At 41.5% G+C, this 15660-nt stretch carries 19 protein-coding genes and 1 pseudogene; 15 read left to right on the plus strand and 5 right to left on the minus strand.

Going from position 1 to position 15660, the window contains the following annotated elements; all coding sequences use genetic code 11:
* Positions 1-231: 231 nt before the first annotated feature.
* The 12 genes and pseudogenes from hrcA (at position 232) to tnpB (ending at position 10403) form a co-directional block, all read left to right on the plus strand.
* The gene (gene hrcA, locus JEU79_RS18995; protein WP_198265373.1) at positions 232-1278 is read left to right on the plus strand and encodes a heat-inducible transcriptional repressor HrcA; all 1047 of its coding nucleotides are present in this window, start codon (positions 232-234) and stop codon (positions 1276-1278) included.
* A gap of 70 nt (positions 1279-1348) precedes the next feature.
* On the plus strand, positions 1349-1978 hold the full coding sequence (grpE, locus tag JEU79_RS19000) for a nucleotide exchange factor GrpE (protein ID WP_198265374.1): 630 nt from the start codon (positions 1349-1351) through the stop codon (positions 1976-1978).
* A 102-nt stretch (positions 1979-2080) separates the two neighbouring features.
* Positions 2081-4000, plus strand: coding sequence for a molecular chaperone DnaK (gene dnaK / locus JEU79_RS19005; RefSeq protein WP_198265375.1), 1920 nt, complete (start codon positions 2081-2083; stop codon positions 3998-4000).
* A gap of 142 nt (positions 4001-4142) precedes the next feature.
* The gene (dnaJ, locus tag JEU79_RS19010; protein WP_198265376.1) at positions 4143-5300 is read left to right on the plus strand and encodes a molecular chaperone DnaJ; all 1158 of its coding nucleotides are present in this window, start codon (positions 4143-4145) and stop codon (positions 5298-5300) included.
* Positions 5301-5478: 178 nt separating this feature from the next.
* The gene (locus JEU79_RS19015; RefSeq protein ID WP_198265377.1) at positions 5479-6069 is read left to right on the plus strand and encodes a DsrE family protein; all 591 of its coding nucleotides are present in this window, start codon (positions 5479-5481) and stop codon (positions 6067-6069) included.
* A gap of 32 nt (positions 6070-6101) precedes the next feature.
* Positions 6102-6908: a 4-hydroxy-tetrahydrodipicolinate reductase gene (gene dapB / locus JEU79_RS19020; protein ID WP_198265378.1), complete on the plus strand. Its 807-nt coding sequence runs from the start codon at positions 6102-6104 to the stop codon at positions 6906-6908.
* Positions 6909-7236: 328 nt separating this feature from the next.
* A complete protein-coding gene (locus JEU79_RS19025) occupies positions 7237-7584 on the plus strand; it encodes a fibronectin type III domain-containing protein (RefSeq protein WP_198265379.1) in 348 nt (115 codons plus the stop codon).
* A gap of 50 nt (positions 7585-7634) precedes the next feature.
* Complete coding sequence (locus JEU79_RS19030) at positions 7635-9107, plus strand: tail fiber domain-containing protein (protein ID WP_198265380.1); 1473 nt, start codon at positions 7635-7637, stop codon at positions 9105-9107.
* 207 nt (positions 9108-9314) lie between these two features.
* Positions 9315-9485: pseudogene (locus JEU79_RS28845) on the plus strand (helix-turn-helix domain-containing protein); the annotation flags it as partial.
* Positions 9486-9503: 18 nt separating this feature from the next.
* Complete coding sequence (locus JEU79_RS19040) at positions 9504-9836, plus strand: transposase (RefSeq protein ID WP_198265381.1); 333 nt, start codon at positions 9504-9506, stop codon at positions 9834-9836.
* A gap of 79 nt (positions 9837-9915) precedes the next feature.
* Positions 9916-10239 carry an IS66 family insertion sequence element accessory protein TnpA gene (tnpA, locus tag JEU79_RS19045; RefSeq protein ID WP_198262602.1) on the plus strand — a complete coding sequence of 108 codons (324 nt, stop codon included), beginning with the start codon at positions 9916-9918 and terminating at the stop codon, positions 10237-10239.
* The gene (tnpB, locus tag JEU79_RS19050; protein WP_198265382.1) at positions 10236-10403 is read left to right on the plus strand and encodes an IS66 family insertion sequence element accessory protein TnpB; all 168 of its coding nucleotides are present in this window, start codon (positions 10236-10238) and stop codon (positions 10401-10403) included. The genes tnpA and tnpB overlap by 4 nt, the downstream gene beginning before the upstream one ends.
* A 108-nt stretch (positions 10404-10511) precedes the next feature.
* On the opposite strand, the gene istB is transcribed toward tnpB, so the two are convergent.
* From istB to JEU79_RS19065, 5 genes are read right to left on the minus strand one after another with little or no spacing between them, the layout of a single operon-like run.
* Positions 10512-11273, minus strand: a complete 762-nt coding sequence (gene istB / locus JEU79_RS19055; protein ID WP_425511178.1) for an IS21-like element helper ATPase IstB — start codon at positions 11271-11273, stop codon at positions 10512-10514.
* A gap of 13 nt (positions 11274-11286) precedes the next feature.
* Positions 11287-11583 (minus strand): hypothetical protein, encoded by a 297-nt coding sequence (locus JEU79_RS28130; RefSeq protein WP_343074973.1) that lies wholly within the window; start codon positions 11581-11583, stop codon positions 11287-11289.
* Positions 11558-12055 carry a Mu transposase domain-containing protein gene (locus JEU79_RS28135; protein WP_343074988.1) on the minus strand — a complete coding sequence of 166 codons (498 nt, stop codon included), beginning with the start codon at positions 12053-12055 and terminating at the stop codon, positions 11558-11560. Before JEU79_RS28135 ends, JEU79_RS28130 begins: the two co-directional genes overlap by 26 nt.
* 14 nt (positions 12056-12069) lie before the next feature.
* Complete coding sequence (istA, locus tag JEU79_RS28140; protein ID WP_343074989.1) at positions 12070-12810, minus strand: IS21 family transposase; 741 nt, start codon at positions 12808-12810, stop codon at positions 12070-12072.
* Complete coding sequence (locus tag JEU79_RS19065) at positions 12803-13201, minus strand: hypothetical protein (protein WP_198262753.1); 399 nt, start codon at positions 13199-13201, stop codon at positions 12803-12805. Before JEU79_RS19065 ends, istA begins: the two co-directional genes overlap by 8 nt.
* A 750-nt stretch (positions 13202-13951) precedes the next feature.
* On the opposite strand from JEU79_RS19065, the gene JEU79_RS26835 reads away from it, so the two are divergent.
* From JEU79_RS26835 to JEU79_RS27680, 3 genes are read left to right on the plus strand one after another with little or no spacing between them, the layout of a single operon-like run.
* The gene (locus JEU79_RS26835; protein WP_246540406.1) at positions 13952-14392 is read left to right on the plus strand and encodes an IS66 family transposase zinc-finger binding domain-containing protein; all 441 of its coding nucleotides are present in this window, start codon (positions 13952-13954) and stop codon (positions 14390-14392) included.
* Entirely contained in the window at positions 14361-14921 is a 561-nt protein-coding gene (locus JEU79_RS27675; protein WP_281400982.1) for an IS66 family transposase, read from the plus strand. The genes JEU79_RS26835 and JEU79_RS27675 overlap by 32 nt, the downstream gene beginning before the upstream one ends.
* Entirely contained in the window at positions 14885-15481 is a 597-nt protein-coding gene (locus JEU79_RS27680) for an IS66 family transposase (RefSeq protein WP_281400983.1), read from the plus strand. Before JEU79_RS27675 ends, JEU79_RS27680 begins: the two co-directional genes overlap by 37 nt.
* Positions 15482-15660: the final 179 nt, after the last annotated feature.

The following is a 15660-nucleotide window of genomic DNA, read 5'->3' on the forward strand; positions in this document are numbered from 1 at the left end:
GCGTGTTTGTTTTTTTTGCTGATGTGAAACATTTTCTGAGGAATATAAGGCTTATTTTACTTGAAACTAACGAACTCAGCCTCATGTAGGCAATAGAACAATCATTATTTGTATGCGATTAAGCTTTGCTATGGTTCTTTACATTAATTGCTTTTGCAACTCATAAGTCGGCACTAGAAATCGTTTAATCTAGAAAAATCAATTGAACCCTATCAGGAAAAACTAAGCACTGTGAGTAAAAGCCAATTATTTGATGAACGTACCAGCCAATTAATGAAAGTCTTGGTGGAATCCTATATTAGCAATGGCCAGCCTGTCGGCTCAAAAGCATTGGTTGAATCATCGGGTTTGAAAGTGAGTTCGGCCACGGTGAGAAATGTCATGGCTGATCTCGAGCGCATGGGCTTGATCCATGCCCCTCACACGTCCGCTGGTCGAATACCAACCGTTCAGGGCTATCGTTTGTTTGTCGATTCGTTATTATCAGTTAAACAGCCGGATAAACAATTATTACAGCAATTGGCTTCTGATATCAACGATACCGATGAGCAGGCCAAAATTCTTGAAAATGCTATGGATACCTTGTCAGGCATGACCCAAATGGCCGGCTTGGTGGTGTTACCGAAAAAAGAATTAATTGCCTTAACGCAAATCGAATTTATTCCCTTGTCAAATAATCGTATTCTTGCCGTGTTGGTGCAAAGTGACGATGAAGTGCAAAACCGAGTTTTACAACTGGATCATGAATTTTCGCCAGCTCAATTACAGCAAATGAGCAATTATCTGAATACACTTTTAATCGGTAAATCCATTAAGTCGGTGTGTCAACTTTTGACTAATGAAATGGATAATACTCGGCAACAAATGGATGGCATGATGCGTTCGGCAATACAAATGGCTTCTCATGCCTTTGCCGAGCATGAGGAAGCGGAAGATGATTTTATGATCACCGGTGAAACCAACTTGATGCAATATGCCGATAATACCGATATGGAGCGGATGCGGCAATTATTTGAAGCCTTTCATGAGAAACAGCATATTCTTAATTTACTCAAACAGGTTGGTGATGCCGATGGTGTGCAGCTCTTTATCGGACAGGAATCCGGTTATGGTCCTCTGGAAGATTGTTCAGTGATTGCAGCACCTTATCAGATAGAAGGACAGAGTATGGGAGTGCTTGGTGTTATTGGCCCGACGCGAATGGCCTATGATAAAGTGATTCCAATTGTGGATTTAACTGCAAAATTACTGACCTCAGCCTTGAATCACGAGAATTAAGCCCTATTTAGAGTGTGTTAATTATTTTTTTACCAATATACATAAAGTAAGTAGAAATAGGATCTAAGTAATGGTCGATGAACAAAAAGTAGACGAACAAGTGGAAGACGACACAGCTCAAGCGAGTGGTAGCAGCAGCGAAGAAGCTGTCAGCAATGATGAAGCAATGGATGACTCTACTGATAGTAACGAAGAAGTATCCGATGAACTGGCTGCTTTAGAAGCAGAGGAACTCATCGTTCGAATTAAACAGGCACAGGCTAAGGCCGATGAAAATTGGGATGTAGCACTGCGTACTAAAGCGGAAATGGAAAATGTTCGTCGTCGTACTGAAAAAGAAGTATCCAATGCCAGAAAATTCGGTATTGAAAAAATGATTAATGAGATTCTGCCGGTTAAAGATTCGATGGAGCTGGGCTTAAAAGCAGCCATTGAAACCGATATTGAAGATGAAGCCGTACACAAAATTCGCGAAGGTATGGAGCTGACGCTAAAAATGATGAATGATGCCCTGAAAAAAATTGGCATTAGCGAAATAGCACCTGAGGAAGGTGAAGTCTATAGCGCAGAATTCCATCAGGCCATGTCTATGCAGGAAATTCCAGGCAAAGAAGCAAACACCATTGTGGCCGTGATGCAAAAGGGTTATTTACTGAATGAACGTATGATTCGTCCCGCCATGGTGATGGTTGCTAAATAAACGCACAAAATTTAAAAGTAAGCTCTTGAAAAATGGGGGAAATAACCCCACCTATAGAAACATAGAGCAACAATATATAAAGATTTATTTGAGGAGAAAACAATGGGTAAGATAATCGGTATTGACTTGGGTACAACCAATTCATGTGTAGCTGTCATGGACGGCGATAAGCCAAAAGTAATTGAAAATGCAGAGGGTGATCGCACCACCCCTTCCATCGTCGCCTATACAGATGATGAGGTATTAGTCGGTCAACCTGCAAAACGCCAGGCAGTCACTAATCCTGCTAATACCATTTATGCGGTTAAACGTTTAATTGGTCGTACATTTAAAGAAGACGCAGTACAAAAAGACATCGACTTAGTGCCTTATAATATTGTTAAAGCAGACAATGGTGATGCCTGGGTTGAAGCGCACGGTACTAAAATGGCACCTCCTGAAGTCTCAGCAAAAATTCTTGCGAAAATGAAGAAAACCGCTGAAGACTATCTGGGTGAAGAAGTGACTGAGGCGGTCATTACCGTTCCTGCTTACTTCAACGATTCTCAGCGTCAGGCAACTAAAGATGCCGGTAAGATTGCGGGCTTAGAAGTTAAACGTATCATTAACGAGCCAACAGCAGCAGCATTGGCCTATGGTATGGACAAATCATCAGGCGACTCAACAGTTGCAGTATTTGATTTGGGTGGTGGTACATTTGACGTATCCATCATTGAAATTGCTGAAATTGACGGCGAATATCAGTTTGAAGTGTTATCAACCAATGGTGATACGTTCTTAGGTGGTGAAGATTTCGATATGCGCTTGATTGATTATCTTGCTGATGAATTCAAGAAAGATCAGGGCATGGACTTACGTGGTGATCCACTGGCCATGCAACGTTTGAAAGAAGGCGCAGAAAAAGCCAAGATTGAACTATCAACAACGATGCAAACTGATGTCAATCTACCTTACATTACTGCTGATGCCTCTGGACCTAAGCACTTAAACGTTAAAATTACCCGTGCTAAATTAGAGTCATTGGTTGAAGACTTAATCAAGCGCACTATAGACCCTTGTCGTACTGCGATTAATGACGCTGGCATATCTGTTGGTGACATTGATGATATTATTTTGGTCGGTGGTCAGATTCGTATGCCTAAGGTTCAGGAAGAAGTGCAAGCTTTCTTCGGTAAAGAGCCTCGTAAAGACGTTAACCCTGATGAGGCGGTTGCTGTTGGCGCGGCAATTCAAGGTGGTGTTTTAGGGGGGGATGTTAAAGATGTCTTATTGCTGGATGTCACACCTTTATCACTGGGTATTGAAACTGCCGGTGGTGTTATGACCAAACTGGTAGAAAAGAATACTACGATTCCAACCAAGGCATCACAAGTATTTACCACTGCGGATGATAATCAGACTGCCGTAACTGTACACGTCCTTCAAGGTGAACGTGAAGTGGTTTCGGGAAATAAATCACTGGGCCGTTTTGACTTATCTGATATACCACCAGCACAACGTGGTACACCTCAGATTGAAGTGTCGTTTGATCTGGATGCCAATGGTATCTTAAACGTATCAGCTAAAGATAAGGCAACGGGCAAAGAACAATCCATTGTCATTAAAGCCTCTAGTGGTTTGTCTGATGATGAAGTCGAACGTATGGTTCAAGATGCCGAAGTCCATGCTGAAGATGACAAGAAATTCCATGAGTTAGTCGGGGTACGCAATACCGCTGAAAACATGATTCATGCGACTAAGAAGTCTATGGAAGAAATGGGTGATAAGATCGAAGCCGATGAAAAATCAGCCATTGAAACGGCGATTAAAGACCTAGAAGAATCACTTAAAGGTGATGATAAGGATGACATCGAAGCGAAGACTAAAGCTCTGACTGATGCGTCTGCGAAAATGGCAGAACGTATGTACGCTGATAAGGGCGGCGAAGCCGCTGCAGAAGGCGCAGAAGGCGCGGCAGAAAACACTGCTGACGATGATGTGGTTGATGCTGAGTTTGAAGAAGTGGACGATTCTAAGAAGTAGAACGTTTTCTAAATTAAATTAAGCATGAGGGAGCACAGGATGGAGATTATCTCCGCCCTGTGTTTTCTGCGTTATGGCTTAAATTAAAATACCAGTGAATTTTAGTTATATCCCCATTATGTTAAAAAGATAGTTTAAAATTATGTCCAAAAGAGATTTTTACGAAGTACTTGGCGTTGATAAAACTGCCAGTGATGCAGAACTGAAAAAAGCCTATCGTCGTTTGGCGATGAAGCACCATCCCGATAGAAATCTGGATGATCCTGATTCTGAGGTGCATTTCAAAGAAGCAAAAGAAGCCTATGAGGTATTATCCAATGCTCAAAAGCGTCAAGCCTATGATCAATTCGGCCATGCTGGAGTGGATCAAAGTGCTGGCATGGGTGGTGGCGGTGCCGGTGGCAACTTCAGCGATATCTTTGGTGATGTCTTTGGCGATATCTTTGGTGGTGCAGGCGGCGGTGGCGGAGGTCGTCGTGGTGGCGAACGTGTTTACCGTGGGGCTGATTTACAGTACAACTTAGAGCTTAGTCTCGAAGAAGCTGTGCATGGTAAATCAGTAAAAATACGCATACCTACCATGGTAGGCTGTAAAAAATGTGATGGTTCAGGGGCGAAAAAAGGCTCTAAAGCAGAAACCTGTCAGACCTGTCAGGGTGTTGGTCAGGTACGTATGCAGCAGGGCTTCTTCTCCTTGCAACAAACCTGCCCCACTTGTCATGGTAGTGGCAAAACCATTAAAGATCCCTGTGATGCCTGCCATGGTGAAGGGCGTATTCAGGAACATAAAACCCTATCGGTCAAAGTCCCTGCAGGTGTGGATACCGGCGATCGCATTCGTCTGTCAAATGAAGGTGAAGCCGGTCAGAATGGTGGTCCTTCAGGCGATTTATACGTGCATGTGCAGGTTAAACCGCATGATATATTCACCCGTGAAGGTAGTGACTTGTTTTGTGAAGTGCCTATTAATATCGCGACTGCCTCATTGGGTGGAACCTTAGATGTGCCCACTCTGGATGGGCGTGTTAGCCTAAAAATTCCTCATGGTACGCAGACGGGCAAGATGTTCAGAATGCGTGGAAAAGGTGTAAAGTCTGTTCGCGGTGGCATTCAGGGTGATTTATTGTGTCGTATTGTTGTTGAAACACCTGTGAAACTCAGTGCCAGACAAAAAGAATTACTGGTGGAGTTTCAGGAAACACTGGAAAAAGGGGGGGAGAGCCATAGTCCCAAAGCCCATAGCTGGCTGTCGGGTGTGAAGCAATTCTTTGATGATATGAAGCAAAATATTGGTTCTTGATGAATTGAGTTGTGCTAATAGAGCTACCTGCAAAGGCGTATAAATCGGATGATTTTTACGCCTTTGTATTTTCTATAAAGGTGTTTTAATATAGAGGGGCTTTAATGCAGAGCTGCTTTAATAAAAAGCTGCTTTAATAGAGAGTGAGGGCGCGGGAATCGATGGGGAACAACAAAACATGATAAAACAAATAGCACAAAGCATTAAATACTATTTTTCACCTGAGAAAAATAATGATTCGAGTATAAAAAAAGTCATAACGCGAGCAAGCAATAACTCTCGTCGTCAGGCTTTATCGAAATTATTAGCCACTGGCGGTGCTATGGCAATTGGTGCATCCGCTGCGACAGCGAATGCCCATAAAATGGCAAGCAGCGAAGAAAAAGAAGAACGCTTTCCCGGTGATCCACCAGAGCATTTTATTATCTATCAGCTCAATGAGTCTGATATTGACTACCACAAACATGTGCTCAATTCTGTAGGTGCCATGATTGGTAAATATGAAGACAATATCGATATTGTTGTCGCTTGTTTTGGACAGGGCATTCATGTCTTAGCCAAAAAACCAGCCAGACCAGTGGACGATGCCATTAAAGAAAAAATCGCCAGTCTGGTAGGGCAGGGGGTAAAATTCCATGCTTGCGGTCGTACCATGACCTCTTTGCAATGGACAGATAAAGATATGTTACCCTTTGCCAAAATTGTTGATGTCGGCGTCGCTGATATTATGGAACTACAAGAACAAAACTATGCCTACTTTTCTTGGTAGCGCATGATGCAAACAATAGAGATGAGAACCGAATGAGCAAGATTTTAGTAACCGGCGCTGCCGGAAGAATGGGAAGATGTTTAATTACCGCCGTTAATGAGGGTGATGAACTTAGCCTTGGCGCAGCCACAGGTCGTCAAGGCAGTAGCATAATCGGCGTTGATGCCGGAGAGCTTGCGGGTCTGGAGAAAAATAATGTTGCCTTAGTTGATGACATCAATAGTATTTTAGACCAATTTGATATCTGCATCGACTTCACCTCACCCGTAGTCAGTATAGAAAATATAAAAGCCTGCCGTCAGGCGGGGAAAAAAATGATCATCGGCACTACAGGCTTCACCGATGAACAGAAACAAGTCATTCAGGATGCTGCACAAGACATTGCTATCGTCTTCGCCCCCAATATGAGTGTCGGTGTCAACCTGACCTTTAAGTTGTTAGACATTGCTGCACGTGTATTAGGTGATAGTGTTGATATTGAAGTCATTGAAGCCCACCACCGCCACAAAGTAGATGCCCCCTCCGGTACTGCTCTGCGCATGGGTGAAGTGGTCGCCGATGCCTTAGGCCGTGATCTCAAAGAATGTGCCGTTTATGGTCGTGAAGGCCAAACCGGTGAACGCGATCGCAAGACCATTGGTTTTGAAACCATTCGTGCTGGTGACATTGTAGGTGAACATACGGTTATGTTTGCCGATATCGGCGAACGAGTGGAAATCACTCACAAAGCCTCTAGTCGTATGACCTTTGCCAATGGCGCAGTACGTGCTGCACAATGGTTAAAAGAATATGACAAAGGCTTATTTGATATGCAGGATGTTCTGGGTTTAAGAGATTAATCTTTATTTCTGCTGTAATGGGCTAGAGTGACTGCAATAACATTTCAAATCTTGTAATTTTTTAATTATGAAACTAGACTTATAATTTCCTTGTGTTGTAAAAGGGTATATAACAGAAACTAAAGTGATAATAGTGTCATGCTTACTGATTAACTGGGTATATTTTGTTCGGGGGAAATAAAATGGGTCAAGTAATATTGTGAAATGTATCAGTTAACTAAGGACAATCTATGTGGTCAAGTTGTATTAAAGTAGGATTTAGCCTTTTGTTTTTTTTCTCCTCGGTTCATGCTGGAACTTGGGGGACGATGGATTATAAATCAGGTAAATGGGGGCGTTTCCTGATGTTTATACGATTACACTTGTTGCCGCTAGTGATAATAGTGATGAGCTCATTGTAACATTTTCGCTTAATGGTAATGTAGGAGCCGCGCCTGAAACACAAGCGACTTTATTTACAGTAAGTTGTGGGAATGTTACTCAGACCAGTAATGGTTCACCTGTGATTTTAACTGGATTGAGTGCTGGCGAAGACTATACCTGTACAGTTGTTGCGAGCAATGCCACAGGTAGCAGCTCTGCATCTACAGGTGTCATTGGCACTACTAAAAGTGGTTTGTCTCGCTCTAGTGCCCTAAAAATCATCCTCATGCTTTCCCCACCAGTACAAAATTAATAAGCTGCCTTGAAACCATTATAATAAATAATAATTTGGAGAAAAGATTCATGCATATAAAAATAGCCACCCTGTCCCTTATGCTTATGACGATTTTAAGTTCTTATGTGCAAGCCGTTAGCCTTCCGAATACGATGACCAATGGTTCAGTTGCAGATGCCGATGAGATCAATGCTAATTTTACAGCGCTTGGAAATGCAATTAATGATTTAGAGGGTGGGGTATTTGTAACGAATAATATTTCTTTGTCGAATAATGATAATGGTCTAAGGAATACCATTTTTGGGTATTTTGCTGGAAAAAATTTGTTATCAACGGCGTTGAATAACACGGCGATAGGTTATAAAGCTTTAAACTCGAACACTTCGGGCGATGGCAATATTGCTAATGGCGCTTATTCGCTTTATAAAAATACCTCTGGCTCCAATAATATGGCTCAAGGCACACAAGCCCTTACTAATAATACCGTTGGGAGTAATAATATCGCAAAGGGTTATCAGGCTCTATACTCTAATACGAGAGCTAGTAATAATATCGCTAATGGTAATAAGAGTCTTTATTATAATACTCAGGGACAGAATAATATTGCAAATGGCAATAAGGCATTGTTCTCAAATACTACCGGTAATGACAATATCGCGACAGGTTATCAAGCGCTTATATCAAATGCCATAGGTAGGAATAATATAGCAATGGGCTATCAGGCTCTTTTGTCTAATACGACAGGCCAAGGCAATATTGCGATGGGAAATAATGCTCTTTTCTTAAATACAACAGCTTATAATAATATTGCTATCGGGCATGCTGTTCTCAGTGATAACACGACAGGCGTAAATAATACTGCTGTAGGTAGTAGTGCTCTGTTATTAAATACCACTGGATATAATAATACAGCCCTTGGAGATATTGCTCTTATTGCTAACAAGACTGGATATTATAATACGGCAGTTGGTTATGATGCACTTAACATCAATGCATTTGGTTATATTAATACCGCTTTAGGGGTTAGTGCTGGTCCAACCTCAGATAACTTAAAAAATACGACAGCCCTAGGTTACGATGCAAAGGTTGAGGTATCAGATAAAGTGCGCATCGGTAATACCAATGTATCTATTATTGAAGGTCAGGTTGCTTTTAGTGCTTCATCCGATCGACGTCTTAAAGAAGATATTACCACGACTACTTTAGGGGTAGACTTTATTAATGATTTGAATCCTGTTCAGTACCATCGCATTAATAATGAAAATACAGATATTGAAATGGGTATTATTGCTCAAGAATTGGCCAAGGTATTAAAAAAACATCAGATGACAGAGCTTGGTATGATTAATCAAGTTGGGGATGGCTATATGAGCGTGAGATATAATGATTTATTTGCCCCATTAATTAAATCAGTGCAAGAATTGAGTGCGGAAAATACTCGTTTAAAAGTGAAAACAATAACGATGGAAACCCAAATTTTTAATATAAAAAAAGAACTTGATGAACTCAAAAAATTGCTAATGAAGCGTGTACAACATTGACTCTACTTTTTTATATGCTTCACTCAAACTGTCTATACCAGTGATCAATGAAAGTGCTTGATTTTTATAAAAAATGGGATCAAAATTAGTGCATGCCGCAAATAATCCTTACAGCCCATCAAAAATCAGCTCTTGAGTTACAGCATAAGCACTAAAAAATGGTAAAGAACGAGATCGAATCAAAGCAATATTACTTTGCTCTGAAGGCTGGAACACACCTATCATCACCAAAAGGATATCGTTGCCTATATTAAGTCGACTTGGTCACTTGAATATACGGTTGCTGGACTCAATAAATGTCTCCATCAAAATAAATTTAGTTATAAGAAACCCAAAGGTTTACCTTATAAAGCAGACACAGAGAAGCAAGCTGAATTTATCCAGACCTATGAACAATTGAAAGAGATAATAGCATCAGATGAGTCTATTTATTTCATAGATGCGGTACATCCGACCCAAGCAACAAAAATTACTTCTGGCTGGATAAGAACTGGAACTGATAAACCCATAAAAACAACAGGTAGCAGAACGCGTGTCAATATTGTTGGTGCAATCGAGTTAGGTCGAATCGCAGAAACAGTGACATCTCAATACGATACAGTCAATGCCATATCAATGATGGATTTTATAGAAACGCTTCGCTGGGAAAGCCACACAACAGGTACTATTCACTTAATTCTTGATGGCGCAGGTTATCATAGAGCCCAAGTATTAAAAGATAGAGCGTAAACGTCAATTAAAACCCACGTTCACAATAAGCTTCAGTTAGCTCAAACTATGATCTTCAATTCGTAATTTGGAGATACAAATGAGCAACCATTCAAAAGATGCTTCGATGAAGCAACACATAGAGGCCTGCCAAGCCAGTAACTTAAGCCAGGCAGTTTATTGTCAACAACATAAGATACCCTCTCATATTTTTAGCTATTATCGAAAGAAGTTGGGTTATGTTAGCTCATCAAAACAGGTCAACACCAACAATCAACTCATTCCCATTAATTTACTGGCCAATTCCCCCACAAGCAATGCAATTAAAGTAAGCCATACCAATGGTTTCAGTTTGGAAATCAATTCTGATACGAACCTGAATCAGCTCAAGTCCATTCTGGATTTGCTCAGGACTGTTTCATGATAACGGGCATCACAGTCAATCAGGTTTATCTGGTTTCTGGTGTTACCGATATGAGAAAAGCAACCAATGGGCTATCACTGATTGTCTCAGAGCAATTGGAACACAATCCCTTTGATGGCAGTGTCTTTGTTTTTTGTAATCGTCAGCGAGATAAACTTAAATGACAGCGGTCTCGTGAATTTGTAAAGAGTTGGCCATTTGAAATTGTTTCGGCCAGATCACCTCAATGACTCCCAGATCAAGTCATGATCTGGGATTTGAATGACTTCCCTTTAACTTTCAATCTGATCTTTCATACGATAGCTTTTTCCTTCAATAACCACTGTCTGAGCATGATGCAGTAATCTATCCAGCAATGCTGAGGTCAATGTGCTGTCATTGTTAAAGATCTCTGGCCAGTCCTTAAAGGCACGATTGGTGGTGATCACCGTTGAGCCCACTTCATAACGACCAGAGATGATTTGAAACAGCATATCGGCTCCATTCTTATCAATGGGTAAGTAGCCCAGTTCATCTAAAATGAGGATTTCAGGTTTAATGTATTTGCGCATTTCCAGTTTCAAACGACCCGATTTCTGTGCCACAATGAGTGAGTTAATGGCATCCACCGTATTTGTAAACAAGACCCGTTTTCCATTGAGACAGGCATGATGACCTAAGGCGGTGGCCAGATGCGTTTTTCCTAAGCCAACGCCACCCAGTAAAATAATATTAGTGTGTTGCTTTAAAAACTGTAGCCGAAAGAGATCCTTGATCTGCAGTTGATTAATTTTCTTTGGCCAGTTCCAACTGAACTGCTGTAGTGTTTTCACAAATGGGAATCGAGCCGTTTTCACTTTACGTTCAATTGCTCTTTCCTGTCGCCTATTATTTTCCAACTCAATTAACTGAGTCAGGTAATTAACATGAGACCAACTGTCTTTATTAGCCTTTAAAGCCGTCTCTTCATAATGCTCGGCAATACCAGGCAACTTAAAGTATTTCAACTGTTCAAGTAGTCTTTCGACTTCTTTATCAGTGGGCATATCAAGCATCATTTGAATGGCTTCACTTTTCTTCTTTGTTTGATTGTTTTGTTTCAAACTGGATGGTTGAGTCATAAGTTGTTCCTTTGATTTCTTTAGGTTGATAAATATTGATGTCGGGTTTTTCTAACGTAATGTCGAGTAAGTCTTCACTGCGGGTTAAATGCAAAGCACCTGCTTCGGGTAATTTGTTGAGTCGCTGTTCCAATAAATTGGCCACATACTCACTACTGAAGGCTTCAAAGACAAAGGCATCCAGCATGGCTCGTTCAGTGGCTTCAATGCCATAGATTTCACTGAGGCCAACAATCTTTCGCACAACTTTTAGGGTTTAAACGCTTCTGAGCCAGCTTTTGATAGTAATCACTGGCACGAGGTGACAGTGCAATAAAGCGTTGAAACAGTTTTTGATCTTCTGAACGTCTGCGCTGGGCTAGCAATTCTTTGGGATGGTCCGGATCTTCAAAATCACGATGGCGCTCAAAGCTGCGAATGTGTCGGGCAATGAGTTTTTCCTGATCATAAACACAAAGTCGCTCGGGATAGATTTTTAAGGTCAGTGACTGGCTGGCATATTCTGCGGGCACTGAATAGCGGTTAGAATCCAGACTGATGCGAAACAGTTTGGTCGAGCGGACGGTTTCAATCCGTGCAATGTCATATCGGTTAATGGGCAAAGAGCGCATGGCCTGCACATCTTCAGGCAAACAATCCACTGGCTTTTTTCGGGTTTCGCCATGGATGCGCACATTAGCAATGTCAGCCATCCAGATTTTAATGGCTGGATTCAAGATCTCAAACTGAGTCAACTCCAGGCCATTGAGGAAGTTTTTTTGACATAACCCACCCCGTTTTCAACCCGACCTTTTTCATTGCCCTTACGAACGCCACAGGCTTTAATTCTAAAACCATAATGATGTGCAAAGTCTAAGTATTTAGGGTTAAAAACAATATCTTCTCCTGCAGGGCGAGAGAGAACGCCCGTCTTCAAATTATCAATCATGACTTTTTCCGGCACGGCACCAAAGAACTCAAAAGCATGTTGATGACAGGCCAGAAAGTGTTCCATGCTTTGTGATAAAGTGAATTCTACGTACATCATTCTGGAATGGCATAACACCATCACAAAGAAGTTCAGCTTGCGAGTGGTTTCACCCACTTGAATGGTTTTGTACAGGCCCCAGTCAACCTGAGCAGCTTCACCTGGTGCAAAGGCTAAGGTTAAAAAAGCGGGCTTTCGTTTGGGTCGAACCTGATGAACATAACGTTTGACCACAGAGTAGCTCCCGTCATAACCCTCCTCCTGTACTCGTTGAAAGAGCTGAGTCGCCGTATAAGCATGCTTTTCCAGCAAACTGACAATATCATCCTTATAGGGATCGAGTTTGCTGTTTTGTGCTGCCGGTTTCCGTGGTCGATAATGTTTTTCCTGTAGCCAGCTCTCTACTGTGCGGTGATCTGAATCCATCTTTTGTGCAATCTGACCTACGTTCAGCTTATCCTGTTGATACTGTTTCATACGGCACCAGGCTTCATAATCAATCATGATGGCCTCCAGCATTTAATTGTTTGAGTATTTGTTTTATGTGGACAGGTGAAGATGAGGTTTGTCTAACGGGGTCAGATTTGGCTGATGGGGATAAAGATAGGACTTGATACAAAGGATGTTTATAAGTGATTAGTTTGGCCTGAATGAGTTCTGTTCGTGCCTGAGTGAACTTTAATGTCCCTATATTCAACTGTTTCATTAAGCTCGGTTGTGAGTAATAACTCAGCCCATTTTGATCGGCAACGGTAAGTAAAAATAAATAAAATGCCATTGATTCACAAGAGCAAGACTCAAAGTGGCCATCACGAACCAGGCGGTGATCGATCCAACTGAACTGAGAGGGGATTTGACGTAATTGCCCTGGATTGGGCATAGGATGCTCGGTCATTGTTTTCTCCATGTTTTAGGTGAGTGTTGAGTAAAAGATCCTCGCCTAATTCTCGCAGTTTCAGACCACTCTCGACTATGTCATCTTGTAACGTACTACCGATAAGATGTGCAATTAATCCTATTAAAACAGTGGGTTGGGACTTTAAGATCTCTTGTAACGCATTGGCGTTAAGATCGTCTGTTTTCTCTTTTATATCAATCGCTTGCGTGATTAAGGTATCTTGTAACGGTAATGGGTTATCCAATGATTGTTGTACAATTTTCCAGTATTTTGGATTTTGGGAACGCCATTGCTGAACACGCTGGACATTGACAGTGCCACAGAAGTAGTTTTTATTTTGAGGTTTTTGCAGCCATTTTTTTTGACTGGCGGCCTTATGGCTTGTCGACACTCAGGTGCTGAGCAGAATTTCTGACGACCTTTAGAGCGGGGGTTGGGTTTGAAAAAAGTGTGGCAGTGCAAGCACTTGCAAGTTCCTGAACGTGGCATTGAGTATTTCCTCTACCTGAGATAGTTGAGGAAAAGCAAGAAAAAGTACAGCAAAGAAAAGAACGGAAGAAGACAGAAGAAAATCCAAGTAGAACAAAAGATTTTTTTAAAATTGGGAAGAAAAAGCAGAAGAAGAAATGACATTTTCAAATGGCCAAGATTAGGACACTTTCAGGAGACCCCTGACAGTCCCTTTAGATGCGCATTAAACAGAATAAATACAAGCATTTAACGCTCATTTTTAGTATAATATGACGCATGAGTTCAACAGGCAAAATACTACCAGAAGACATACCAACGCTCAAAAACAGGGTGCTTGAACTCCAGTCAAAAGTGGACTGGTATGAGGAACAATTTCGTCTGTTGCAACATAAACGGTTTGGTACTTCCAGTGAAAAAGAAGTTCACCCCGACTTCTTTAATGAGGCAGAAACGTTCGCCGAAGAAGCACCGGAAGTCCGTGAAACCATTACTTATGAGCGTAAAAAGCCCGGTCGTAAGCCTTTACCTAAAGACCTACCTCGTAAAGTTGTTCGTCATGAGTTATCTGAAGCAGAACAAGTCTGTGACTGCGGTCATCACTTGCATGAAATTGGTGAAGAGACCTCAGAGCAACTGGAAATTGTTCCTGCTCAGGTATATGTTGTAGAACATGTTCAGGTTAAATATGCCTGTCGTGCTTGTGAGAGAAGGCGTTAAAACTGCTCCTAAGCCTGCACAGCCCATTCCTAGAAGTTTTGCATCACCCAGCCTGCTGGCCTATATCATTGTTTCTAAATTCCTAGACAGCTTGCCTCTCTATCGACAGGAAGCGATATTTAAACGCTATAAGATAACACTTTCCAGAGCCAGTATGTCCAACTGGGTGCTTAAATCAGCTGAATTACTCAAACCCTTTTATAATCGGTTGTTGTATTATCTCATTAGGCAGAAAATCATCCAGGCCGATGAAACAACGATGCGAGTGATCCATGATGGACGTGAGAATTGCCCTAAATCTTATATGTGGCTCTATCAAGGTGGCGGCTATCATTCCAAGTGTCCCATTGTTTTGTATGAGTATCAGCCTACTCGTGCAGGCCAACATGCCAAAACCTTTTTAACGGGGTTTTCAGGTTACCTGCAAACGGATGGCTTTCCCGGTTATCATATATTCGAAAATGAGAACAGTGAAGTCACTTTATTAGGCGCATGGCACATGCTCGTCGCAAGTTCCATGATGCCTTAAAAGTATTACCCAAGAACAGTCAGAAAAAGCCTGGCATGGTACAAATGGCGATCAGTAAAATTGCTAAATTGTATGCGATTGAAAAACAAATCAAACCGCTCAATGCTGAACAACGTTACCTGATCCGTCAGGAAAAAAACAAACCACTACTGGATGACTTTAAAAAGTGGTGTGATGATAAAGTGACTAAAACAACAAAAGACAGTAAGTTGGGTGTCGCTATTCGTTATGTGATCAATCAATGGAAGTATCTGACTGTCTATCTTGAAGAGGGCAACCTCCAGATTGATAATAATATGGCAGAGCGGCGGATCAAACCCTTTGTGATTGGGCGCAAAAACTGGGTCATGAACCAAAATCCTCGTGGTGCTGAGGCCAGTGCTATTTTATATTCAATCGTGCAAACAGCGAAAGCAAACAACCTAGAGCCCTTTGCCTTTTTAATACACATTCTGACTGAGTTACCTAAGCTGGGCAGGCATTATGATGATGAGGCTTTAGAGCAATTGTTGCCATGGAATTTGACTGAAAAAATTCAGCCTTTAAATAAAGTGGAATGATACGTCAACGTGGGAAGTTTTGACGTATACGATAGAGCACAAGAACTCAGCAAAACTCGGTGAAGTAACTTATTCTTATGAATTAAGCTGAAAACAGCATTTTTTGTTTGCCTGATGCTTTTTAAAATTTTTTTTGTTCTTTCTTTCTAAATAGCAGGCACGGGAGATGCTGCGTTTAA

This window comes from sulfur-oxidizing endosymbiont of Gigantopelta aegis, assembly GCF_016097415.1.
Classification (GTDB): Bacteria; Pseudomonadota; Gammaproteobacteria; order GRL18; family GRL18; genus GRL18.

What these genes read in the sequence shown, in the direction of transcription:
- dapB (WP_198265378.1), top strand. Translation starts at nt 6,102, where the DNA reads ATGAGCAAGATTTTAGTAACCGGCGCTGCCGGAAGAATGGGAAGATGT.
- JEU79_RS19065 (WP_198262753.1), bottom strand. Translation starts at nt 13,201, where the DNA reads ATGACCGAGCATCCTATGCCCAATCCAGGGCAATTACGTCAAATCCCC.
- JEU79_RS27675 (WP_281400982.1), top strand. Translation starts at nt 14,361, where the DNA reads ATGCCTGTCGTGCTTGTGAGAGAAGGCGTTAAAACTGCTCCTAAGCCT.
- JEU79_RS26835 (WP_246540406.1), top strand. Translation starts at nt 13,952, where the DNA reads ATGAGTTCAACAGGCAAAATACTACCAGAAGACATACCAACGCTCAAA.
- dnaK (WP_198265375.1), top strand. Translation starts at nt 2,081, where the DNA reads ATGGGTAAGATAATCGGTATTGACTTGGGTACAACCAATTCATGTGTA.
- JEU79_RS19030 (WP_198265380.1), top strand. Translation starts at nt 7,635, where the DNA reads ATGCATATAAAAATAGCCACCCTGTCCCTTATGCTTATGACGATTTTA.
- JEU79_RS27680 (WP_281400983.1), top strand. Translation starts at nt 14,885, where the DNA reads ATGGCACATGCTCGTCGCAAGTTCCATGATGCCTTAAAAGTATTACCC.
- istB (WP_425511178.1), bottom strand. Translation starts at nt 11,273, where the DNA reads ATGCTTGATATGCCCACTGATAAAGAAGTCGAAAGACTACTTGAACAG.
- istA (WP_343074989.1), bottom strand. Translation starts at nt 12,810, where the DNA reads ATGATTGATTATGAAGCCTGGTGCCGTATGAAACAGTATCAACAGGAT.
- dnaJ (WP_198265376.1), top strand. Translation starts at nt 4,143, where the DNA reads ATGTCCAAAAGAGATTTTTACGAAGTACTTGGCGTTGATAAAACTGCC.
- tnpB (WP_198265382.1), top strand. Translation starts at nt 10,236, where the DNA reads ATGATAACGGGCATCACAGTCAATCAGGTTTATCTGGTTTCTGGTGTT.
- tnpA (WP_198262602.1), top strand. Translation starts at nt 9,916, where the DNA reads ATGAGCAACCATTCAAAAGATGCTTCGATGAAGCAACACATAGAGGCC.
- JEU79_RS19015 (WP_198265377.1), top strand. Translation starts at nt 5,479, where the DNA reads ATGATAAAACAAATAGCACAAAGCATTAAATACTATTTTTCACCTGAG.
- JEU79_RS19025 (WP_198265379.1), top strand. Translation starts at nt 7,237, where the DNA reads ATGGGGGCGTTTCCTGATGTTTATACGATTACACTTGTTGCCGCTAGT.
- grpE (WP_198265374.1), top strand. Translation starts at nt 1,349, where the DNA reads ATGGTCGATGAACAAAAAGTAGACGAACAAGTGGAAGACGACACAGCT.